A 23,766-nucleotide genomic window follows, 5' to 3' on the forward strand; every position below is an offset into this window, starting at 1 on the left:
TTATCTCCTTACTGATACCCCGCGACCTGCAAGATAATTCTTAAGGTCCATAATTTCAAGTTCTTTATAATGGAATAATGATGCTGCCAGTGCTGCATCTGCTTTACCTTCTGTCAACGCTTCATAGAAATGTTCTTTCGTTCCGGCTCCACCGGAAGCAATGACCGGGATAGATACATTTTCTGCAATCTGTCTGGTCAGTTCCAAATCGTAACCGGCTTTCGTGCCATCACAGTCCATACTGGTCAAAAGAATTTCTCCGGCTCCAAGCTTCTCGACTTTCATTGCCCATTCTACCGCATCAATACCTACATCAATTCTTCCGCCATTTTTATAAATGTTCCAACCGCTGCCATCTTCTCTTCTTCTCGCATCAATGGCAACAACCACACACTGACTTCCGAATTTGTCTGCCGCATCACTGATTAACTGTGGTGTATTAATTGCAGAAGAATTAATAGAAATCTTGTCTGCACCTTCCCTAAGCAGCACTTTAAAATCTTCTACACAGCGGATTCCTCCGCCTACGGTAAATGGAATAAATACATTTTCCGCTACACGTCTTACCATATCTACTACTGTATTACGGTTATCCGAAGATGCTGTAATATCCAGAAATACCACTTCATCTGCTCCGGCTTTATCATAGGCTGCCGCAATTTCCACCGGGTCACCGGCATCTCTTAAATTCACAAAGTTCACACCTTTTACAACTCTTCCATCATTGACATCCAGACATGGAATAATTCTCTTGGTAAACATTATTTCACACCTCCCTGTAATGACGCAAAGTTCTTAAGTATCTTCAGTCCAACGGAGCTGCTCTTCTCCGGGTGGAACTGGCAGGCAAAGATGTTGTCCTGCTCCACAGATGCATGAATAGTGACTCCATATTCTGTAGTTGCTTTTACGATTTCTTCATGCTTTGCCTGTAAATAATAAGAATGCACGAAATATACATAGGCATCCATCGGCACATCCTGAAACAGTCTTCCATTATTCTGTAAATGCAGGGAATTCCAACCGATATGCGGAATTTTCAGCCCATAGGTATCTGGGATCCGCACAATTTTTCCCTCTAAAAGCCCAAGTCCCTCTACTCCTTCTGACTCTTCGCTTCCTTCAAACATTAACTGAAGTCCGAGGCAGATTCCAAGGAATGGCACTTTTCTTTCACAGACTTCATGGATGACCTTGTCCAGTTCATAGCGTTTCAGATTATCCATTGCCACACCAAAAGAACCAACGCCCGGTAAAATCACCTTATCTGCCTGTTCAATGGTATGAAAATCTCTTGTAATTACGCTTTCCTCACCCAGATATGCCAATGCTTTTTCCACACTCTTTAAGTTTCCTGCATCATAGTCAATAATTGCTATCATAATGTTCTCCTATTCCAGTCCTGCTGCTGCAAGTATCCCCTGAATTGCCTTTGTATAATCTGTTCTCTTTGTCATCGCATGCAATTCTGCTGCCTTTTCCTCTGATACACCAAAATGGTCTGATAACTGCTGCAAAATCTGATTCTTCAGTCCTGCCATTTCGTCTGTTATCTCATATTCCTGAGCCAGGTCTGCGCCATCTACGCATCTGCCATATCCACGAATCAACGCATCCAAAGCCATTTCATTTTCATTGATTCCGCTTAAGCTCTCATAAGACTGATATTCGCTCTGTATGGAAGCCAGCACCTGTGCCTTCTTATAGAAATTCTCGTCTTTTCCCTTTACATAAGAACCGGCTACGGTCTGGAATGCTGTTACATAGGAGCCGCTTGCAAAATCATCCTTTGCCTGCTGCATGTCCTGCCCATACTGTAAATTGGAGCTTCCCAGCAAAATCAAGATTAGAAGGGAAAGTGCCATAATAAAAATCAGAATAACCGGCTTCTTCGGAAGAGGTGGCGTACGGTCTATTTCTTTTGGAGGCTTCTCTTTCTTTACCTTTGGCGCCTTCTCCTTCTTCGCCTTTTCCTTCTTTTCTTTTTTCTCTTTCTTTTTCTTCTCTTTCTTGCCCTTCTTACCGGCTCCCTCGTCTGCATCCATCTCTTTTAAGATTTCTCTGTTCTCAGATGAAATGCTGCCAAGGCTGTCATCTTCTGCAATCTTTGTATCATCCTCTTCTTCATCCGGTCCAAATAAAACGGACATAATTTTACTGAAGAATCCCTGTTTTTTTCTCTTTTCCTTTGCTTCCTTTAAATCCTTTAATTCTTCGATACTTCCAAGGCGTTCAAATTCATCCTGGACCTCACTGTCCTCATCTTCTGAATGCTCTAATTCTTCTCCATTTTCATCTGCTTTCAGCAAATCGCCGATATCGGATAAGTCAGCATCTCCAGATAACATATCCATAAGATTAATGGCATCATCATCTTCTGAAAGAAGTGGTTCCTCTTCCTCAGATTCTGTCTTTGATGCTTCCGGTATCTCCGCCGCCGAATCTTCATCCGGCGTATCAAAGAAGCCCAGCGTCTCTTCTTCCCCGGAAGCATCATCTTCTGGTGTTTTCGACGTATCCGGGTGTTCTTCCTCTCCGGAATCTCCAACCTTCTTCCGGACCGCATCCATGATATCATTCACATCTTCCATCATATCTGATGCTGCAGACTCATCTGTTGCCATATCTGTGGTTCCTGATGAGATTGACTCCGAAGCTTCCTCGACATCGGATGTCTTGTCTTCATTGACATCAATATCTGCCTGATTTGATGCCTCTTCGTCTAATTCCATTTCGAATTCCTGCAGGAAATCATCTGCTGCTCCTGTTGCCAGCTCCTGTTCAAATTCACGCTGGAATCCTGTGCCGGAGTAGTCCTCGTGCTTCTTTTCCACCGGCTTTTTCTCCCGTTCTCTTGGCTTTGCAGCTTCTTCATTCATTGATTGAATCAGATTCTCGATATCCTTCTTATTATTTCTTCTGTTAGCATCTGAAACTGAATTCAGCAAATCGTCCAGATAATCTTCACTCTTACTCAAATTTATACCTCCATGTATCCAAGTTGCCTGTATATCTGCTTACAGGGTCTGCCACAACATCTCCCAGCAGATGCCGGACAGCGTAAAGGAAAGGGATGTGATGTAACATCACACCCCTTTGTCTGCGTTCTTTCCTTACTTTCCAGTCTGGTCAATCAGTCTGTCGATAGCCTGTACCAGACTTCCAATCTCCGGTTTAGTCAATTGGGCGTCTGCTCCGAGTGATTCACCTTTTCTTCTCATTTCATCATTTACCAGGGAAGAGAAAATGATTACCGGAATATCATGCATGTTATCGTTCTCTTTTACCAGTTTTGTTAACCGGTGTCCGTCCATCAATGGCATCTCGATATCTGTAATAATACAATGTACTTTATCTTTTACATTGCCGGCTTTCTCATAAGCACAAAGCTTGTCCCATGCTTCCTGTCCGTTCATATTGACATTCAGGTTGGTATAACCTGCTTTCTTCAGACAATCTGTAATCAATTTACTTAATAATGGGGAATCCTCTGCGATCATAATCGGGGAATCATTACGGTTACGATTTTCCAGATGCTCTACATCAGATACCTTAAGTCCTGTTTCCGGACTGATATCAGAAATAATTTTTTCAAAGTCAAGAATAACAATCAACTGTCCATCCAGTTTAATGACTCCGGTTGATACACCCTTGTCCTGGACATTAATTGTTGCATCCGGTTTGATAATCTCTGACCAGGAGACACGATGAATTCCAATAACCTGATCTACATGGAATGCAATATTTAATTTATTAAAGTTTGTGATAATAAACAAACCTTTTCCTTCTTCATCCTGCATACCAAGGCATCTTCTCAGGCTGATTACCGTCAGCATGGTATCTCGTGGCATAAAGATTCCTTCCACACTCGGATGTGCATTTGGTACCGGGGTTACCGGCTGATAGGATAAAATCTCACGAATCTTCGCTACGTTAATTCCGTAATGATTATCCCCTAAAGTAAACTCCAGCACTTCCAGTTCGTTCGTACCATTTTCTAACAGAATATTTGTCTCCATTTATGTTTTCCTCCCAAGGTCATTTCTTAGAATATTTCTATTTCGAATTATAACATAATATCACATAAAAATGCACCGTTTTTTTACAATTCTCTAGATATTTTTACCATTTTACAGATTACAGGTCTTATGTACCGTGTTTTCGACTACTTCCAGAGAGATTTTACTCAAATCTTCCGGTGTACTTTCCGGCACCTCAAAGAGTAAAACCGTATCTGTACCACTTCCTGCTTCAATAGTTCCCTGATATGTTCCAAAGTCATTTAACAGAATTGTGACCTGTGCAACAGCTTCCACGCTGTCATTTAACGTCACGCGGAATGACACCTTGCGGCTTAACATATCACAAGCTACTGCTTCCGTTCCAGCATTCTCTAAATGAAAATGTAAAACCAGGTATTTATTTCCGGCATCCGGCTCTACCATATAGGATGAATTCTGCTGATAAGCTGTTGCAAATTCCGCACCGGTGTACTGCGTATCAATACCCGGTATTGCTACTGCATCGTTTAAGGACACACTGTTGTCCGATGCCGCATTCTCCGGAGTTCCTGTTGCATCTCCACCTTCTGATGGCATCTGCTCAGTGGAATCCGGCTGTTCCACAGCCTCGGTATCTGCAGTCTCTGTTGTCTCTTCACTCTTCGATAGTCTTACAATTCCATCCTGCTGCTTTATATTATACTTTGATACTACATGTGCTGCATAATCTACAATTGTCTGTTCTTCCTGCTCCGTTAATTCAATCGGCTGCTCTCCGCATCCGCCTAATAATAACGCAGCCAACAGCACACATGCCGTTGTTTTTATCTTTCTGTCTCTCATAGGCACTCCTTAACTTATCAATCTATTCCCATGTTAGCATTTTTCCGGCTTTCAAGCAATAGTTATTTCACGTTCTTCCTCGTTATCATCGCGATTGCTGGTGTCTAATTCTATCCAGAATTCCACACCATCCTCATGGTTAATGACTCCGCACTGCTGATGCATGGAATCCATAATTGCTTTTACAATGGACAGACCAATTCCGCTGCCTCCATAAGCTCTGGTTCTTGCTTTATCTACCTTATAGAATTTAATCCAGATATTATCAATGTCTTCTTCCGGAATCGGCTTTCCTGTATTAAACACACTGACTCTTACTACATCCTGCTTACATTTATAAGAAATTTTAATCCGGTTTTCACCTTCCAAATGGTTGATTGCATTGCTCAGATAATTGGTTATAACTTCTTCTATCTTAAATTCATCCGCCCATACAAAAAGCGGCTGCTCGTTAAATTCCAGAATAGCTCCCTTCTGTTCTAAGATAATGGCATTACTGGCAGTTACTCCACGTATCAGTTCGGTGATATCAAACCGTTCCATCACAATAGCATCATTCCCAAATTCCAGCTGATTCAAAGTAAGAAGTTTCTTTACCATGCGGTTCATCTTCTCTGCTTCATCTGTAATGACCTCACAATAGAAATTTCTGCTCTCCGGATCGTCCTGCACACATTCCTGTAAGCCTTCTGCATAACCCTGAATCAGTGCCAGCGGTGTCTTTAGCTCATGGGAAACATTTGACAGGAAATCTTTTCTCATCTCGTCAATCTGTTCCTTCTTTTCGATATCTATCTTCAATTCATTATTGGCACTCTTTAATTCCGATATGGTCCGCTCTAAGATTTCCGATAGCTGATTCATATGCTCGCCCAACTGTTCAATCTCATTATCTCCCTTGACCTCATACTTCGCATCAAAGTCGAATTCTGCCATTTTCTTGGATATATCTGTAAGCCGCAGAATTGGGTTAGTAATACGGCGGGTAACAAAAAAAATGATAATACCACTCACTATTACCGCAACAACTCCTACATCCATCAGCAGACGATTAGACACCTGCGCACTTTCCTTGATACTTTCCAATGGAGTTCTCGCCAGCAAAAGATTACCATCTGCCAGGGTTCCCCAGAGAATCAGATAATCCGATTCCAGCCTGGTATCCTCTTTTTCTCCCATGACATAATTGTCGTTTGCTTTCAGTACTTTCATATTAAGATGCATATCATCATTCTGCACACTTGCCATGATAATTTCCATAAACTGCATCCTGAGATTTTCCACACCATTGGTAGAAGAACGCACTACTGTACCATCGGATGTAATAATTAAAATCGTCAGGTTACCATTGGAACAGATTTTTTCAAAATCTATATCATAATCTGATGTATTTAAGATTCCCTGTTCACTGGCCGCATTAATCTGCTGAAACCCATTTTCCAGCACTTCCTGCTTATAGCGGGTATAATAGCCTTCCAGCAGGGTAACATTAAGAAGCCAGCACAGTAATACCGTGCCGGCCACTAATCCAACGATAGTCAATGTAATCTGCGCTGTAATGGAATGCTGTTTTTTCTTATTCTTTGCCATATATCTTCCACCTTATCACATTTTATTGCGGTGCATCAATGTCCAGCTTATAGCCCATACCCCAGATTGTCTTGATATAATCACCTTTTTCGCCCATCTTGCTGCGCAGCTTTTTCACATGGGTATCGATGGTTCTGGCATCACCGAAATAATCATAATTCCATACATGATTCAGAATTTTCTCACGGGATAAAGCAATTCCCTTATTCTCCATGAAATATGCCAGAAGCTCAAATTCTTTATAGCTCAAATCAATATTTTTGCCGTCAATTGTTACCATATGGGCAGCCTTGTCCATTACAATGCCACCTACTTCCAGCACATCATCTTCTGTATAATTGCCGGTTCTCCGCAAAATTGCCTCTACCCTTGCCACCAGGATCTTCGGGCTGAATGGTTTACTGATATATTCATCCACACCAAGTTCAAATCCTAAAAGTTCATCACTTTCTTCACTCTTGGCTGTCAGCATGATAATCGGTGTCCTGGAACTTTCCCTGATTTCCCGGCATACATCCCAGCCGTTCATCTTCGGCATCATAACATCCAGAATAATCAATGCAATATCTTTATTTTTATAAAATACGTCTAAGGCTTCTTCTCCGTCTCCTGCCTCTAACACTTCAAAGTTCTGTTTTACCAGGAAATCCCTCACCAGCTTACGCATACGGCTTTCATCGTCTACCACCAGAATTTTACGTTTTTCCATATTTGCTTCCCTCTTCTTTTTTCTATAGTTTAACGGATAAATATGTCAAATTTGTGTTCTTCTGCGATTTAATTCTGCTTTTCCAAAGCATCCAGTGCCGCTTCTCTTTCATCCAGTTCCTGTTCCCACTCTTCATATTTATTAATGATTTTCGTCTCATAATTTAAGATTGTGGTACTGCCACTGGTAAGGCTGATGGCAAACATGGCAATAACAATGATAATCAGCACAATATTCACAGAAAGTAAGATGCGGCAGCGCTTCTGTAATTTCGTTTCCTGTTGTTCCTCTGAATTTTTATCAGCATTTTCATTCTGGTGCTCACCAGATTTTTCTTTGCCAGCTACATGGTCAAGGTCTAAGCCCATATCTTTCACCGGAATACCTGGTATTTCGGATGCATCCACCCCGGGCAGTCCTTTCAGATAATCCTGCAGTTCTTTTAGATAGGCATATCCTATCGGTGTATGGAACAATTCCTGAGCCATGATTCTCTGGTAGATTTCCTGTACCATCTGTGGATTATCCATGTTCATATTATCATGTATGTACTGGATTCCTTCCACTTCCTTTTTTGCCAATTTTGCCTGTTCTTCATTTTCAAATACGAATCCACTTACTTCCCAGACTTTGCCATCTAATTCTTTTTGTTCCATATTTCCTCCTGCAATTTACAATCCCAGAAAAGTCTTTTTATAAAATGGTGCAACCTCACCAATCAGCTCCATTGCCTTTTCGTCTGCTTCATGCATATCAAGACGCATATAGCCAAGGGACGGCTTTACAGCTTCAGCAATTCCTTCAAAGACGCTCTTTCTCTCACCCTTAAACTCTACAACCAGCAAATAACTAATGTCATCCTTACGTTCAATCTTCGTTACCAGATATGCTTTCTTGATATTCTTCTGTTTCTTCATATATTCACTGAGTATCTGTTTCAGTTCATCCGCCTCCGCAATTGGCTCACCAACAAATACACCCGTTTTCTTTTCAACAAGATTGCCAGATGCCATCTCAGCTTCCTGCCTCTTATAGCGTTTGAAATAACCTATAATAATTTTCTTCCGGTTCTCTTCTACCCGAAGTTCCATACTGCCCGGATTGATTACAAAATCTCGCTCTCCTGCAATCTTCATCAGCTGGTCAAAACTGACTTTCTGTCCCTTCCATTCCTTTACATTATAAATCTTCTGGAAACTCTGCCAGTCTGTATACACCGGCATCCACTGTGCTCCATTGCTATCCTGTAACAATGCAAACTGAAGGGCTGTTCCCTTTTTTCCGTCTGCATCCTTTTCTTCCTTCGGGTCCTCTACCACTTTTACCGGACATAAGAATTCCCCGCGGACTACCTCTTTTAACATACGGTCACATAAGAACTGCTCCGCACGTTTCCACTGTTCATCTTTCTTTTCTTCAAATAAAATCTGTCTGTGTCTTGCCATTGCAAGAATCAGAGCCGGATTTACAACCGGAATCTGCGCTTTGGAAAGCTCGGAAAAATCCGGTGGTGGAAGCAAGTCATCTCTTTTTAATCTGCAGGAATAGCTTCCCACATCCAGTATCAGATCTTCCATACCCCACCAGTGGAGGTTTGCCCAGAAGAACATCTGCTTGTCTCCTCTGATTCCTTTTAATTCCAGTTCTACATTCTGCTCTTTATAATGTTCTATTGCCTTTTGGGCAAATTCTTTCGTTGAAAAGATTAATACACTTCCATCCCCCATAACACGCGGGTAACCGGTATGCTTGTCCCATGCGCAGTAAAGCTCTTTGCATCCCTTTATTTTATCTGCCAGAATCTTGTTAAACACTTCTATCTTCTTTAAAAAGTTATCTGCCACAAAGGTTTTCTTCTTATGATGTACTTCTGCAGAACGAATCAGAAATTCCAGTTCCTCTAAAGTAAGCTTTGCAAGTTCCTGTTCATCCGGCATTTCATAATTCAAAAGATGGGTCTCTAATAATTCTTCTTTACGCTCTTTACTAATTTCCATGTTCTTCTCCTATATCTTTCCTTAAAACAATCACGTTATTTCTATTTTAATATAAAAATGCTATAAAGTAAAATAGAATCCTTCCGGATTCTACTTTATCTTTCACGCAGTTTACATCAGTTCTTCAATGACTCCTGTTTCATTGTATTTTCTGCAGTCAATGACACGCTGATTGGAAGAACCTTTGAATTTTAATGTAATATCATATAGCTCTGCCACATAAGGGCCATCCACCAGCACATCGATTAAGGATAATAATTCTTTCGTATCCTCGGTATATCTTCTTCCCTCCGGTACCAAATCCTTATCCAGTACATATCCGGTATATGCCCATATGTCTTTTTCCGGATGTTCCGTCCGCACCCGCTTGATAAATGGAAGCAGTGCATGCTGGTTTTCCGGTTCAAAAGGGTCTCCTCCCAAAAGAGTCAGTCCCTTGATATAGGGAGATTCCAAAGATGCAAGAATTTCATCTTCTACTTCTTTTGTAAATTCTTCTCCATTTTTAAAGTCCCATGTTTCCGGCTGAAAACACTCTTTACAGTGGTTCCGGCAGCCGGATACAAACAGCACCGTTCTTACACCGGTGCCGTTCGCAATATCATTATATTTAATCGCTGAATAATGCATTTTCTTTTCACTTTCTTTTTATAAGTGAAGTACACGCTCCTTGATTTCCTGGGTTCTTCCCTGATTCCAGAACTGGGAACCAATATAACCACAGGTACGTCTTGCCACGTTCATCTTATCCTGATCACGGTTGTGGCAATGCGGGCACTCCCATACTAATTTTCCATCATCATCTTTTACAATCTGAATCTCACCATCATAGCCACATACCTGGCAGTAATCGCTCTTGGTATTTAACTCTGCATACATGATATTCTCATAGATGAATTTCATTACAGATAAAACAGCATCCAGATTATCCTGCATGTTCGGAACTTCCACATAGCTGATTGCTCCACCCGGCGAAAGTGCCTGGAACTGGGATTCGAATTTCAGTTTGGTAAATGCATCGATATTTTCGGTTACATGCACATGATAGCTGTTGGTAATGTAATTCTTATCGGTAACACCCGGAATAACTCCGAAACGTTTCTGTAAACATTTTGCAAATTTATAGGTGGTAGACTCAAGCGGTGTTCCATATACGGAGAAATCAATATTTTCTTTCTCTTTCCACTCCTTGCAGGCATCATTTAACCGCTGCATTACCTTTAAGGCAAATGGTGTTGCTGCCGGGTCGGTATGTGGTTTTCCAGTCATATATCTGGTACATTCGCAAAGTCCTGCATAACCCAGTGAAATAGTAGAATATCCACCATATAAAAGCTTGTCTATGGTCTCGCCTTTTTTCAGACGGGCAAGTGCTCCATACTGCCAGAGAATCGGTGCCACATCAGAAGGTGTTCCCTTCAGGCGGTTATGACGTGCCATCAATGCACGGTAGCAAAGGTCCAAACGCTCATCAAATAGCTTCCAGAATTTTTCAAAATCTCCGCCGGAAGAGCATGCCAGATCTACCAGATTCAAGGTTACCACGCCTTGATTGAAACGACCATAGAACTTTGGCTTGCCATCTTCATCATGATATACGGTAAGGAAGGAACGGCAGCCCATACAGGTATAGCAGTTGCCATCTTTTAATTCCTTCATTTTCTTCTCAGAAATATAATCCGGAACCATACGCTTTGCAGTACATTTTGCTGCTTTCTTGGTCAGATAATAGTATTCCGAATCCTCATGGATATTATCCTCTTCCAATACATAAATCAACTTTGGAAATGCCGGTGTAATCCATACGCCATCCTCATTCTTAACACCCTGATAACGCTGGTCTAGCACTTCCTCTATAATCATGGCAAGGTCTTTTTTCTCCTGCTCATTCTTTGCTTCGTTCAGATACATGAACACGGTTACGAATGGGGACTGTCCGTTGGTAGTCATCAGGGTTACTACCTGATACTGGATAACCTGTACGCCCCGCTCGATTTCCGCATGAAGTCTTCTTTCCACAATGCTGTTAATCTTCTCTTCGCTCAGTTCCACATCGCTCTCTTTTAATGTCTGCACCAGCTCTGCATGAATTTTCTCGCGGCTGATCTGGACAAATGGTACTAAATGTGCCAGTGAAATACTCTGTCCGCCATACTGGGAGCTTGCCACCTGAGCAATAATCTGGGTTGCAATATTACATGCTGTAGAGAACGAATGTGGCTTGTCAATTCTGGTTCCGCTGATAACGGTTCCGTTCTGTAACATATCCTCTAAATTTACCAGATCACAGTTATGCATATGCTGTGCAAAATAATCTGCATCATGGAAATGGATAATTCCCTGTTCATGTGCCTCTACAATATCCTCCGGGAGAAGGAATCTTCTGGTAATATCCTTACTCACCTCACCAGCCATATAGTCACGCTGCACGCTGTTTACGGTTGAATCCTTATTGGAATTCTCCTGTTTTACTTCTTCATTATTACATTCAATCAGACTTAAAATCTGTTCATCCGTAGAGTTGGATTTACGTACCAGGGCACGTTTATAGCGGTAAGTAATGTATTTCCGGGCAACAGAAAAAGCCCTCTTGTCCATTAACTGATCCTCCACTAAGTCCTGAATATCTTCTACATTCAGGGCATGGTTGGCATCCTTACAGGAATCCTCTATATATTGTGCAATCTCCTTAATCTGGTCTGCAGTCAATCGTTCCGCTTCCACCACCTCATGGTTCGCTTTATTGATTGCAATAATAATTTTTGAAATGTCAAAAACAGCCTCTGCGCCGCTTCTTTTAATGATTTTCATTGAAATCCTCTCCCATAAAAAAATAGTCTATTCGCATAAAATCGGCACAAAACTGTACTAGATTTTGTGTCGAATCTCTTCAACGCATATACAGTATACCATATCTTGTGTTTTACGCAAGGGGGATATACAAGATTCGTGAATTTTTTTCAGAAAAATTTTTTTAGAATTTAACGCTTTTTTCATAATCTGGACAATTATTTTTCACAAAATCCGGGTATACTACAAATATCAATAGAGAACAGGTTCATCCCCCAATGTCTTGTCTCTCTATTTGATAAAACTTTTTTCATAAATTTTCATAACTCCCCTTTGTACCCCCGCAGTGCTGTGGGGGTATTACCTTTGTAAAACCATTTTTCAGACTGTAAAAACCCCGTCTCAAATATCAATGCGATATCGAAACGGGGCTTACTTCATTTTTAATCTATTTTTTAGAAATCTACTTCTGTGTCATAGTAACAGCATTTCAGCAGTTTTTCCATTTCTTCCTGACTTGGCTGTCTTGGGTTGGAGCCGGTGCAGGCATCCAAAATTGCATTGGCTGCAATCTCAGGCAGTCTCTCTAAGAATACTTCTTCCGGTACAAAGCCCTGCTCAGCCGGATAGCTGTCCGGTCCGTAGTTCTTAATACAGTGCGGAATATTCAAGTCATCATTCATCTTACGCAGGTACTGGATTAAAAGTGCGACTTTCTCGTCCAGTGTCTCTCCGCCAAGCTTCATAAAGTCTGCAATCACGCCATAACGTTTCTTTGCAGTCTCATCCTTTGCATTAAATGCAATAACCTTCGGCAGATACATGGCATTAGCTGCGCCATGAATAATATGTGCACCGTAGTCGGCAAATGCGGCACCGGTCTTATGTGCCATAGAATGTACGATTCCAAGCAGTGCATTGGAAAATGCCATTCCAGCCAGACACTGGGCATTGTGCATGGCATCACGTTTTGCCATATCTCCGTTATAGGAATCAATCAGATCATGCTGAATCATCTCAATGGCATGGAGTGCCAGCGGGTCTGTAAAATCACTGTTGGCAGTTGAAACATACGCTTCAATGGCATGTGTCATCGCATCCATTCCAGTATGGGCTACCAGTTTCTGCGGCATGGTCTCTGCCAGTTCCGGGTCAACGATTGCTACGTCCGGTGTAATCTCAAAATCCGCAATCGGATATTTGATTCCCTTCTCATAATCCGTAATAATGGAAAATGCAGTTACTTCTGTTGCTGTTCCTGAGGTAGAAGAAATTGCACAAAAATGTGCTTTCTTTCTTAATTTCGGAATTCCAAATACCTTACACATATCTTCAAAGGTAATATCCGGATATTCATATTTAATCCACATTGCTTTCGCAGCATCAATTGGAGAACCACCACCGATTGCTACAATCCAGTCCGGCTGAAACTTCTCCATAGCGGCAGCACCCTTCATCACGGTCTCAACAGATGGATCCGGTTCAATTCCTTCAAACAGTTCCACTTCCATACCTGCTTCTTTCAGATATGCCTCTGCTTTATCCAGGAAACCAAACCGTTTCATGGAGCCTCCACCAACACAGATCATTGCGCGCTTTCCTTCGAAGTTCTTCAGTGCCTCCAATGCACCTTTGCCGTGGTATAAATCTCTTGGTAATGTAAATCTCTGCATTCGTAATACCTCCTTGATAATCATTGTATGTTTACTGATATATTTTTATCATAACATAATAATATACAAAAGGTAACTGGATTTTTCTTATTTTTTGTGAAATTTTTATAAAATTTGGTTGGATTTTCCTCTTACTCTGTTGTTTCAGCAGCAGCTGCATCCTGCACCAGCGGATTCGTATCCCGGGTGGTATCTGCTGCCGTCTTTCCTGTCCTGTTGCTTACTGCCTTGCTGATTTCTTTCACCTTATCTGTCGTTTCATAATCCTCTACATCAAATAAATAGCGGTGCAGCAAATCTACATTAGTCTCCAAATCCGTTGGTACAACTACTGCTCCGATGGATTTTTCCATCATCTTGGTGTCTAACTGGAATGGCCAGCCCTGGGTATCTGCAAGCTCATACTCTTTGACATGGGCTGCAAGTCCCAATATTTCTGTGGTAGAAAGGCTGGTAGAAATGTCCGGAAACAGCTTGTCTACCAAATCATTTAAAGTAAGGATGTCTGCCTGCTTTGCTTTTTCTACAATCTTTCCTACTACAATACGCTGGCGCTCGGTCCGGCGGAAATCGTCTCCGCCACTCATTCGGTCACGGCAATAGGCAAGTGCCTGTATTCCATTGACCTGCTGCACGCCCGGTCCGGAAACCGGCTTGCCATGGGTTCCCATGACTTCATTCATTTCATCAATCCAGATGTGCATATTGCTGGCTTCTTCCCTGGTAATATCCAACTCTATTCCACCTAATGCATCCACAACTTCCATTACCGCATTGAAGTCTACGGATACATATTCGGTAATATTCAAATCCAGATTCTTATTTAACGCCGCTACTGCACCGGTCGGTCCTCCCTTGGCATAAGCTGCATTCAGTTTCCGCAGGCTGTCTTTATCATCTACTGCCAGAAAGGAATCCCGGTATACGGATACAAGCTTCACTTCCTTGGTATCATCATTGATACTGGCAATCATGATACAGTCGCTGTTTCCGCTTTCATAATTTCCACTGCTCCGGTTGTCAATTCCAAAGATAGCTATATTGGTATAATTATCTAACACTTCCTGGGTCTCGCTGTCTATATTAATATTCAGCTTCTTCGCATCTAAGGAACCGGTATTATTGATTTTATTCAGCTTACTCATTACATAAAATACTACCAGCAAAATGAGTATCACTAATACTTCTACAATAAAAAGTATCAGTTTTCTCTTTCTTCTCTGCTTTTTTCCAACCTTCTTTTTCGGACCAGTCTTCGCCTTCTGCTTTTCCATGCCCATAGTTCCTCCTTACTTTGATATACTTATACTCCTTAATCCGGACTGTTTTTCCGCAGCCTATTAATTCAAATATATCTTACTGGAATTGGTTGGTCAATGTCTCACAGACAACCTTAAGAATCAGTTCCATAAATTTAACGAAATCTTAAGTTTTCGTATTAATCAAAAGCAGAACTCTTTCCATTATACCAATGATCCCACATGGCATCATTTACCACAACATACTGTCCGTTATAAATTGCAATGGCATGGGTACCGCCATCCAGTGTAGAGCCAATGATAAGAAGCTCATCCTCATAACCATCTACATCATAGGTAACTTCTTTAATAATCTGTGTCATATCCCAGTCTGCATAAATCGTTCCCTTGACACCGTCAATCCAGCAGGTTGCCTTTACCGGCTCGTCCCAGAATTCAAAATAGTCTTTATCATTACGCACGGAACTTGGAAGCACAGATTCCGGAATATCAGCATATTTTTCACTTCCATTTTCATCCTCTGGTGCATCCGTTGTCTCTGTATCCTCACCCACGCCATCTATTGGCTGGTCTGCATTTACCGGAACTTCTTCTACTGCCGGAACATTTTCCTGTGCGGTCGTATTTTTATCATTTGATTTATTGTAGCTGATGACACCAACTGTCACTGCACTTGCTATAGATGCCGTTGCCACGATTCCAATTACCGCTTTTCCAGCTGCAGTTGACAAAAATGATATCTTTCTTGCTGTGCCTGCGGCTTTTACCGCTGTTGAGGCTGCAGTTTTTCCTGCACCATATGTACTCTTTGCTATACTTTTTCTACATTCACTTAATAAAAGCTGGGTGGATGGCTCCGCCGCAGATACAACCATTTCCTTTTTCAACAGATACAGCAGTAACGGCATTGGTGCAATACTGTAAAGCTTGTATCCCTTCTTCTGCAGTTCCTCTGCCTTTGTCTTGATATTATTCCTGCCATAACGCAGTCTTGATTTCACTGTAGCTTCCGGGCAGCCCAGCTGTTCTGCAATTTCTTTTGTGGTAAGTCCCTCTAATTCAAAGGCAATTACCACCAGACGCTGCTCGTCAGACAATGCATCGATCAGCTCATGCACCAGCTGTCTGGTCTCTTCTTTCGTATATTCTAATTCCGGCTCATTTTCCCAGACGCTTACTGCCTGATCCATGATTTCTGCATCTTCTTCCTCACCACTTTCCATGCGTAAATCAAGCGGTGTATGATTGCGTTTTTCCAGTTCATTTTTTGCTGTATTTACCACAATCTGTGCTAACCAGGAATCAAATTTTTCCGGTTCTTTTAGTTTATCCAGATTTTTCCACGCCCGTATGTATGCTTCCTGCAGAACATCTTTTGCTGCCTCTTCATCTTTCACATATTTTAAAGCCAGATAATATTTATTATTTTTTGTTGTATCATAAAGAAATTCAAATCCCGTCGAATCTCCATTACATGCTTTTTCAACTGCCTGTGTATATGTCATTTTCTTTTCCTTCTTTCTTCCTTATTTCTCATGTGTTTTTCCTATAACGCCTGATTTCTTAAAATTTTAACAGAAACAGTTCTTCCACCGCAAGCACATTTCCATCTTCTATTCTCACCAGTCATGGCTGTCAATATACTCATTTAAAGCTGCTTCTGCCTCCGGTCCATAGGCATTGCAGGATAACGTTCCATCGCTGTGTTCATAAATGATGATGCCGTTGCCCGCTATCCATATATTTCCATTATCAAAAGCTTCTGCCTGCGCCTGTGTAAGGTCAAGTGTCTGTCCGTTGAATTCTCTTGTTGTGTTTCCACCACTGTTTTCACTTTCTTCCAGTGCAAAATTTTCCACTGCATGTGGATTCTATATGCGCTTCCCGCAGAATTTAATGCTATGTTTTCTCCATAATTGCCACAGCCATTATGGGAAAAATCTGATACAATTGCTTGTGCTCTCTGACATGCAAAATTGTATATGTCCTCATCCCAGGTAAGTGCATTGAGGCCTGCTGCTGTTCTCTCTGCATTCACATAAGACCACACCTCTTCGGCCGCACTTCTGTCAAAACCATCCGGATGAACCTCCGGCATATCAATCCATGTTCCTTCATTGACATCATATATCATTCCGTCATGTGGCGGCTTATTTGAATCGGTTGTATCTGCTACTGTTGTATTCTTTTTCTTACCGCTTTTATTTTTATCTGACTGGTCTGTCTCCTCTGTCTTTCCTTGCTTTGTTCCCGTCTCATTTTCTCCCTCTGTATTTTCTCCCGCTGTATCTTCTTCTGCCCCAGGTTCCGGTTCTAAATTTTCAGTTCCTTCTGTTTTCTGCGCCAATCTGACTGTTTCAATAGCTGTTTCTGCAGCATTTTCTACTATAACTTTCACCCTCTTCTGTGGTGTTTTCTCTGCTACTTTTTCTTTTTCCGTAGTCGGACTTCCCTTTGCTTCTGTTACATTGCTACATCCTGTTAAAGCGATTGTTGCTACCATCAGGACAGCAAGTGCAATATATCCAGGTTTTCTCATTTTCATCATAATCTTTCACCTTCCTTTTTGCGATTTGTTCTGTTCATAATCTGTTTGCGAACCGAGCAATCCGTATCCTCGTTCATTTCAAAATTCTGCATGTCCTTATGCATCAGCAGCACAAACCATTTTATTATATTTTTCATCTGTCCTTCCTCCCTTCTATTAAGTAAGACAGGAGGGATTGGAAAAAAGATTTAAATTTTTCAAAAAAATAAGAGCAGTCTGTGAAACTACTCTTATTTCTATAACATTTTATTTTGCACTTCTTTTCGTATAACCGCAGTCGCAATACGGTCCACCCGAAGCGATTGTATATTCCTTGGCAAAATTACTGACACAATCTGCTTCACTCATTGTATAGTCAAGGCGGCACATTGCAGGTATCAGCTTAGTCAGTCCCAGTTCATTCATCAGTGTGCAGATTCCACAAGTTGTAAATCTCGCTTCGTATCCGCTGCCATCCTCATACTCATAAAATTCCATATTCCAGGAATAAGGATTTCTGTCACCTGCTTTGAATTTTGCAATCTCTTTCTTTGCTTCGATATCTGATTCTGAGAATTTTTTCTTTCCACCTGTCCGGCAAAACCACTGCATAAATCCCGTCATCATGGATTGCTTGTAATATTCCGTTGCAGATTCAACCTCCGGCAGTTCCGGCATACTTCATATTAATTCGCCCTCCACTTTTCCAGCACCGATGATGATTTCTCACAATCCGGATATTGCGAATACGCTTTCGTATTCTGCAAATATTTCTACTTGTACATTTGTCGAATATACCGACAGAATTCTCATCTAATATTAGCTTTCCTTAACACATTATAAATTAACACTTCTCAGCACAAATTCTCTATCTCTGCAAATCCGAATCTGGAACGTGCTTTATAAATTTTTTCCGATCCCCTCAAGTTCGTTCATGGAATCCTTGTTTTTTTCAAGTTCATCTCTGGCTGTTGCGTAATATGATTTTTTGAAAAGCATATCCCATGAAAGATATTTTGCCATACAGTCAAACTGCTTATCAATCAGCTCATACTGGATACTGTCTACGGGAGAACCGCCTACAATAATCGTGCCAACTTTTTTATTTTTTAACTGCAATCCACGACAGTAGCACTTATCAATGATAAGTTTCAATTGTGCTGACATTCCCCACCAATAAACTGGTGTAGCAAAAAGAATCATATCTGCGGCAGCAATTTTATCAATTGTAGGATTTGTATCATCCTTATCGACGCATCCCTTAGAGCATTGACAGACACCACATCCCTTGCATGGTGCAATGTTGAGTTTGTCAGGTTCAATGATTTCAATTTCATTCTTTTCTGATGCTCCTTTTATAAATGCATTGATTGCTGTCAGCGTGTTTCCTTTTCTGGCACTTCCATTAATGATTACAATTTTCATACGTGTATCCTCCAACTTCCAATTGTTTTAATTCTTCTCAGTTCCACCTTCTTGCCCTTCGGACAAGAAGTATCCCCCGCTCAAAGAGCTCGGTCAATTCAAATCTTCTATTGCTTTCAGCCTCTGCTGAAGACTGAAAGTTACCTTCGCTTTACTATTTCTAATAGTTTTCTCACATAATCATCTGCGTGGTTTATTGAAAACTCTCCATGATACATATTAGGAAGAACTTGTATAAAACTATCCTGCAATTTTTCATGAATGATTTTAGCAGATTTTTTCATTAATTGCTTTTCTTTTTCTCCAACATAAATTTGAACGGTTGCTTCACACTCTCCAATGCCATCTTTTAGTGAATATACTGAGTTTTCCTGTAAAAAGGCAATCATATCACTCTTTCTAATAGCACAAGTATCTTTGTAATATTCATCAAACAAATTCGACTTTATTCGTAGTGATTTGAATTGCAATTTTGAAAACCACTTATACTTTATTAAGCCATAGCAACTTCCAAACGCCGGTTTAATCATAGAATATGTAAATTTTGAAGGTATCACAAGTACACTTTCCACTATTGCATACTTACATATATCTTTGCGTTGAGATAAAATTTCAAGCAAAATCTGCCCTCCAAGCGATAGTCCTCCCATCATTAAAACAGAACCGCCCAATTTGCTATTTACAAATTCTATAATATCCAAAGCATTATTCTCTATCGTTGTAAACTGCTTATCACATCCTGCATGACCATCTAATATAGGCAAAACCACATGATAATCTGTTTGAAGTCTTTCAGCAACCTCTTTGTAATTCCACCATGATAAACCGCCTCCGTGTAAGAGGATAATTACATCGCTGTTTTCTTTTCCATATTCTACATAATTCAACCTCTTTCACCTCGCTGTAAACTTCCGATTCTAATGTCTCTATTATACCATAATGATACTATTATAAAAAAGGAAAAAGAGCTCCTTCGAGCTCTTTTGAGTCAGTTCTGCAAACTTGAAGTTGTTTATCCAAAATGAAATGGAATAACCATATCAAGTAAAACTGCAAGAACTATACTAATCGTTCCCATTAGCGCAGAACTCCTCAATGTGTCTCTCCTCAAAACAATAAGTCCAATAATAAAGACTATCACTTCCAAAACAGATTTTGCATTAAAATACCAGCATCCATATACAAAGCACATATTGAACAATACTGCCAAAATCAGCGCCGATAGTATAAGTGCCAGTTTGCTTTCCCCCCTTGCATACCAGCAGGCAAAAGACAATAATGGAGAAACAGCTGTAAATCCAAACCAAATCACCGCATAACTTCTTGGAAAAAATCCTGCAATATAGTTTGAATACAAATAGTAACTTGCAACCATACCAATAAAGAATGCAAAAACATTAATGCTTGCTCTTATTGCAGAATTGCTATAAATAGAAATACACAGTGCAATCAATACCCAGATTGCAAAACGTCCAAGGAAATTATGAACATCTAATGCTCCATCTATTGCCATAAGCACACTGGGAAGTTCAGCTTGACGAAAATCCAAAAATTTTGAAAAAGTCCCCAAAGCTATTCCAAGGAACAATACAGCTATAGTATTTATAATTTTTCTATTATTAGATATTGGTTTTTCTGCATTCCTGATATCATTCAAAAACTTTATCATAATTACCCTCACAAATCCCGATTTGTCAAATTCAAATCCGCATTATATCTTAAAAATAACGGCATTATATATCACTTTCGCAACCATACAATGCCGTTACTTTTATTTCCTTCGATACACCAAACCAAACATATTCCTGTATACGATAATATCATATACAGAATTCGACTTGTTCAGCTTTAGTGGACTAGACGGGAGTCGAACCCGTGTCCAAAAACCAATCCCCTGTCCTTCTACGAGCGTAGTTCATAATTTGACATTCCCTCTGCAATTCCGGTATGAACACCGTAACTGTTTCAGTAGCTTCATCATACGCCCACGGGTTCAAAGCTTTGCCCGTGTCGTTTCTCACATAGTCGAAGCCTGGGTCCTAAAGTGTGAGTGCTCTAGGTCAGACTGCTGCCATTAGGCAGCGTAAGCTAATTTATTATCGTTAGCGTTTAATTTTAAGTTTGGAATTTAACGCATCACCCTGCGGCTCGCTTCTCCAGCTTCATAATCCCTGTCGAAACCTTTACTAGCCCTTATATATTTATTCTATTATAACCTGCCTCCGCTATTCCTGCAAGAGGCAAAGATAGAACCACTGTTTGTATTGCCATTAACTGACAATTTTTATCCGCCTATTAACCAAGATTTCTTACTTTGAAATCCCGCTCTGCTTCACGGCGCATATCTTTCTTTGCAATATCATTCCGCTTATCATAAAGCTTCTTACCTTTTGCAAGCGCAATCTGGACTTTTACCAGACTTCCCTTGAAATATACTTCCACCGGAACAATGGTATAACCTTTTTCCTTAATCTTCTGCTCTAATTTACGAATCTCGTTTTTGTGCATCAGAAGCTTCTTCGGACGAAGCGGATCACGGTTAAAAATGTTTCCCTTTTCATATGGGCTGATATGCATACCATATATGATGACTTCCCCATGTTCAATGTGTATGAAAGACTCCTTGATACTGCATTTTCCCATACGGAGTGATTTTACTTCTGTTCCATGCAGGCTGATTCCTGCCTCATAAAGTTCTTCCAAGAAATAATCATGTCTTGCCTTCTTATTATTGGCAATCATCTTAATCGATTCTTTTCCCATTCTTCATTTCTCCTGTTCCTGTTGCCTCTGCCAATTCAAAATCGATGGTTCTTACAATTTCATCTACACCGATTACCCGGATATATACCTTCTGTCCCAGCTTATAATGGCGGTTCGTTACTTCGCCCACCAGTTCAAAAGTGTCTTCAAAATACTGATAGTAATCATCGGTAAGACTGGTTACATGCACAAGACCCTCTACCGTATTTGGCAGCTCGACATACATGCCATAAGATGCCACACCGGAAATAACGCCTTCATAAACTTCTCCAATATGCTCTGCCATATACTGTGCTTTTTTCAGTTTCTCCGTCTCGCGCTCTGCCTCATCTGCCCGGCGTTCTGTCTCGCTGGAATGTTTGGCTACTTCCGGCAGAATCGTTTCGTAATGTGTCATCCGCTTATGATTCATCCTGCCCCGCAAGGTTTCTTTGATAATGCGGTGTATCTGCAAATCCGGATAACGACGGATTGGTGAAGTAAAATGGCAATAACAGCTTGCTGCCAGTCCGAAATGTCCGGTGTTTTCTGTGGTATATTTTGCCTGTTTCATGGAACGGAGGGTCAGCCGGCTGATTAATGCTTCCTCCGGTGTTCCTTCGATTTTTCCTAACAGCTTCTGCAATTCCTTCGGGTGAATTTCCTCCTGGCTGATATGCAGTGTATATCCGAAATTTCCAATTAGTGTTGCAAGTTTTCGGATTTTTTCTTCGTCCGGTGTCTCATGGGTACGATAGAGAAATGGTATCTCCTGCCAGAAAAATTCCTGCGCCACCGTCTCATTGGCAATCAGCATGAAATCTTCAATTAATTTTGTAGCTGTATTTCTGTCGTATGGCTTGATTTCCAATGGTCTTCCATTTTTATCCAAAAGGATTTTCGTTTCCGGGAAATCAAAATCAATCGAGCCGCGTTTCATACGATTTCCTCGAAGCAGTGCTGCCAGCTCTCCCATTTTTTCAAACATCGGAACCAGTTCCCGATACTCTGCAATTGTTTCTTCGTTATGGTCTTCTAAAATTTCTTTTACCGCTGTATAAGTCATTCTGCGGTCAATTTTTACCACAGACTCTACAATTTTATGGTCAATGACCTTGCCCTTCGGGTTAATGGTCATGATGCAGCTCAATGCCAGCCGGTTCTCTCCTGCATTCAGGGAACAGATTCCATTGGACAATGCATGGGGCAGCATAGGAATCACGCGGTCAACGAGATATACACTGGTTCCGCGGTTCAATGCCTCCACATCCAGTGCACTGTGCTCCTGCACATAGTTGGACACATCTGCAATATGCACACCCAGAATATAATTTTCTCCATCCATAGTAAGGGATACCGCATCATCCAAATCTTTGGAGTCTTCTCCGTCGATTGTCACCATCTGCCAGTCCCGCAAATCTTCCCTGCCTGCCATATCAGCCTCACTGACTTCTTTGGCTACATTTTCCACCTGTTTCATAATCTTCGGTGCAAATTCTGTCGGCAGGTCAAAGCCTCTTACAATGGATAAAATATCTGTTCCCGGGTCATTGATATGACCAAGTATTTCAACAATTTTTCCTTCCGGTTTCTTACCGTTTTTACCATAATCAGTAATCTCAACGACAACTTTGTGTCCATCTACTGCTCCTTTGGAGCGTTCGATTGGAATAAAAATATCCTGCGCCAGCTTCTGATTATCCGGCACCACAAATCCGAAGTTCTTACTGCTCTGATAAGTTCCGACAATCTGATGCAGACCTCTGGATATAATTTTTATAATTCTGCCTTCCCGGCGTTTTCCGGTCTTCTGCGGATTTACTGCAACAGATACAGTGTCCATATGCATGGCTCCGTTGGTATTCTCCTCCGGGATATAGATATCTTCCTCTTCACCCTCTACCGTCACAAAGCCAAAGCCTCTGCTGTTTCCGGTATAAACACCGGTTAAGAATCTTCCGGAAGCCTTTACATATTTGCCCTTCTGGGTCAGCTCTACCTTGCCTTCTTCCAGCAAAGCATCCAAAACCGCATGCAACTCTTCCCGCTGCTCTTTGGATACCTGCAGAATCATTGCAATCTCTTTGGCTTTCATCGGGACATATAAGTCATCACAGATAAACTCATATACAATTTTCTTTCTTTTTTCCAGTGCTTCTCTATCCATTCTTTTCTTTCCTATTTTTTCTTGCTGCTCACATAACTTCAAG

22 protein-coding genes and 1 other RNA gene are annotated in these 23,766 nt (G+C 41.0%); all 23 read right to left on the minus strand.

What is annotated here, in order from left to right:
• Complete coding sequence (gene hisF / locus DWX96_RS04805) at positions 1–762, minus strand: imidazole glycerol phosphate synthase subunit HisF (protein WP_022242430.1); 762 nt, start codon at positions 760–762, stop codon at positions 1–3.
• A complete protein-coding gene (gene hisH / locus DWX96_RS04810) occupies positions 762–1,382 on the minus strand; it encodes an imidazole glycerol phosphate synthase subunit HisH (protein WP_118056890.1) in 621 nt (206 codons plus the stop codon). Before hisH ends, hisF begins: the two co-directional genes overlap by 1 nt.
• Positions 1,383–1,391: 9 nt before the next feature.
• The gene (locus DWX96_RS04815) at positions 1,392–2,978 is read right to left on the minus strand and encodes a hypothetical protein (RefSeq protein WP_118056891.1); all 1,587 of its coding nucleotides are present in this window, start codon (positions 2,976–2,978) and stop codon (positions 1,392–1,394) included.
• Between the two features lie 135 nt (positions 2,979–3,113).
• A complete protein-coding gene (locus DWX96_RS04820; RefSeq protein WP_117698212.1) occupies positions 3,114–4,019 on the minus strand; it encodes a chemotaxis protein in 906 nt (301 codons plus the stop codon).
• A gap of 111 nt (positions 4,020–4,130) precedes the next feature.
• Positions 4,131–4,844 carry a DUF4352 domain-containing protein gene (locus tag DWX96_RS04825; RefSeq protein WP_117946714.1) on the minus strand — a complete coding sequence of 238 codons (714 nt, stop codon included), beginning with the start codon at positions 4,842–4,844 and terminating at the stop codon, positions 4,131–4,133.
• A gap of 51 nt (positions 4,845–4,895) precedes the next feature.
• Positions 4,896–6,434: a sensor histidine kinase gene (locus DWX96_RS04830; protein WP_118056892.1), complete on the minus strand. Its 1,539-nt coding sequence runs from the start codon at positions 6,432–6,434 to the stop codon at positions 4,896–4,898.
• Between the two features lie 22 nt (positions 6,435–6,456).
• Positions 6,457–7,143, minus strand: a complete 687-nt coding sequence (locus DWX96_RS04835) for a response regulator transcription factor (protein WP_118056893.1) — start codon at positions 7,141–7,143, stop codon at positions 6,457–6,459.
• Positions 7,144–7,211: 68 nt separating this feature from the next.
• On the minus strand, positions 7,212–7,799 hold the full coding sequence (locus DWX96_RS04840) for a hypothetical protein (protein WP_022242423.1): 588 nt from the start codon (positions 7,797–7,799) through the stop codon (positions 7,212–7,214).
• 15 nt (positions 7,800–7,814) lie between these two features.
• Entirely contained in the window at positions 7,815–9,140 is a 1,326-nt protein-coding gene (locus tag DWX96_RS04845) for an enhanced serine sensitivity protein SseB (protein ID WP_117946718.1), read from the minus strand.
• Between the two features lie 111 nt (positions 9,141–9,251).
• On the minus strand, positions 9,252–9,770 hold the full coding sequence (nrdG, locus tag DWX96_RS04850; RefSeq protein ID WP_117698216.1) for an anaerobic ribonucleoside-triphosphate reductase activating protein: 519 nt from the start codon (positions 9,768–9,770) through the stop codon (positions 9,252–9,254).
• A gap of 18 nt (positions 9,771–9,788) precedes the next feature.
• A complete protein-coding gene (gene nrdD / locus DWX96_RS04855) occupies positions 9,789–11,951 on the minus strand; it encodes an anaerobic ribonucleoside-triphosphate reductase (RefSeq protein WP_022242420.1) in 2,163 nt (720 codons plus the stop codon).
• Between the two features lie 434 nt (positions 11,952–12,385).
• On the minus strand, positions 12,386–13,603 hold the full coding sequence (locus tag DWX96_RS04860; protein WP_118056894.1) for an iron-containing alcohol dehydrogenase: 1,218 nt from the start codon (positions 13,601–13,603) through the stop codon (positions 12,386–12,388).
• A gap of 131 nt (positions 13,604–13,734) precedes the next feature.
• Positions 13,735–14,877 (minus strand): LCP family protein, encoded by a 1,143-nt coding sequence (locus DWX96_RS04865; RefSeq protein WP_242988736.1) that lies wholly within the window; start codon positions 14,875–14,877, stop codon positions 13,735–13,737.
• Positions 14,878–15,041: 164 nt separating this feature from the next.
• Positions 15,042–16,367 carry an RNA polymerase sigma factor gene (locus DWX96_RS04870; RefSeq protein ID WP_118056896.1) on the minus strand — a complete coding sequence of 442 codons (1,326 nt, stop codon included), beginning with the start codon at positions 16,365–16,367 and terminating at the stop codon, positions 15,042–15,044.
• A 227-nt stretch (positions 16,368–16,594) separates the two neighbouring features.
• Entirely contained in the window at positions 16,595–17,410 is an 816-nt protein-coding gene (locus DWX96_RS04875; RefSeq protein WP_118056897.1) for a CAP domain-containing protein, read from the minus strand.
• Complete coding sequence (locus tag DWX96_RS14235) at positions 17,407–17,547, minus strand: hypothetical protein (RefSeq protein WP_156454685.1); 141 nt, start codon at positions 17,545–17,547, stop codon at positions 17,407–17,409. The genes DWX96_RS04875 and DWX96_RS14235 overlap by 4 nt, the downstream gene beginning before the upstream one ends.
• A 109-nt stretch (positions 17,548–17,656) precedes the next feature.
• The gene (locus DWX96_RS04880) at positions 17,657–18,067 is read right to left on the minus strand and encodes an L-2-amino-thiazoline-4-carboxylic acid hydrolase (RefSeq protein ID WP_118056898.1); all 411 of its coding nucleotides are present in this window, start codon (positions 18,065–18,067) and stop codon (positions 17,657–17,659) included.
• Between the two features lie 222 nt (positions 18,068–18,289).
• Positions 18,290–18,814, minus strand: a complete 525-nt coding sequence (locus DWX96_RS04885; protein WP_117840792.1) for a flavodoxin family protein — start codon at positions 18,812–18,814, stop codon at positions 18,290–18,292.
• 140 nt (positions 18,815–18,954) lie between these two features.
• Positions 18,955–19,701, minus strand: a complete 747-nt coding sequence (locus tag DWX96_RS04890; protein ID WP_118056899.1) for an alpha/beta hydrolase — start codon at positions 19,699–19,701, stop codon at positions 18,955–18,957.
• A 125-nt stretch (positions 19,702–19,826) separates the two neighbouring features.
• Positions 19,827–20,483, minus strand: a complete 657-nt coding sequence (locus DWX96_RS04895) for a hypothetical protein (protein ID WP_118056900.1) — start codon at positions 20,481–20,483, stop codon at positions 19,827–19,829.
• 180 nt (positions 20,484–20,663) lie between these two features.
• Positions 20,664–21,007, minus strand: a transfer-messenger RNA (tmRNA) gene (ssrA, locus tag DWX96_RS04900).
• A 102-nt stretch (positions 21,008–21,109) separates the two neighbouring features.
• Positions 21,110–21,577 (minus strand): SsrA-binding protein SmpB, encoded by a 468-nt coding sequence (gene smpB / locus DWX96_RS04905; RefSeq protein WP_022242388.1) that lies wholly within the window; start codon positions 21,575–21,577, stop codon positions 21,110–21,112.
• Positions 21,558–23,723, minus strand: a complete 2,166-nt coding sequence (rnr, locus tag DWX96_RS04910; RefSeq protein WP_118056901.1) for a ribonuclease R — start codon at positions 23,721–23,723, stop codon at positions 21,558–21,560. Before rnr ends, smpB begins: the two co-directional genes overlap by 20 nt.
• Positions 23,724–23,766: the final 43 nt, after the last annotated feature.

This window comes from Roseburia sp. AF22-2LB, from assembly GCF_003461125.1.
Lineage (GTDB): Bacteria > Bacillota > Clostridia > Lachnospirales > Lachnospiraceae > Roseburia_C > Roseburia_C amylophila.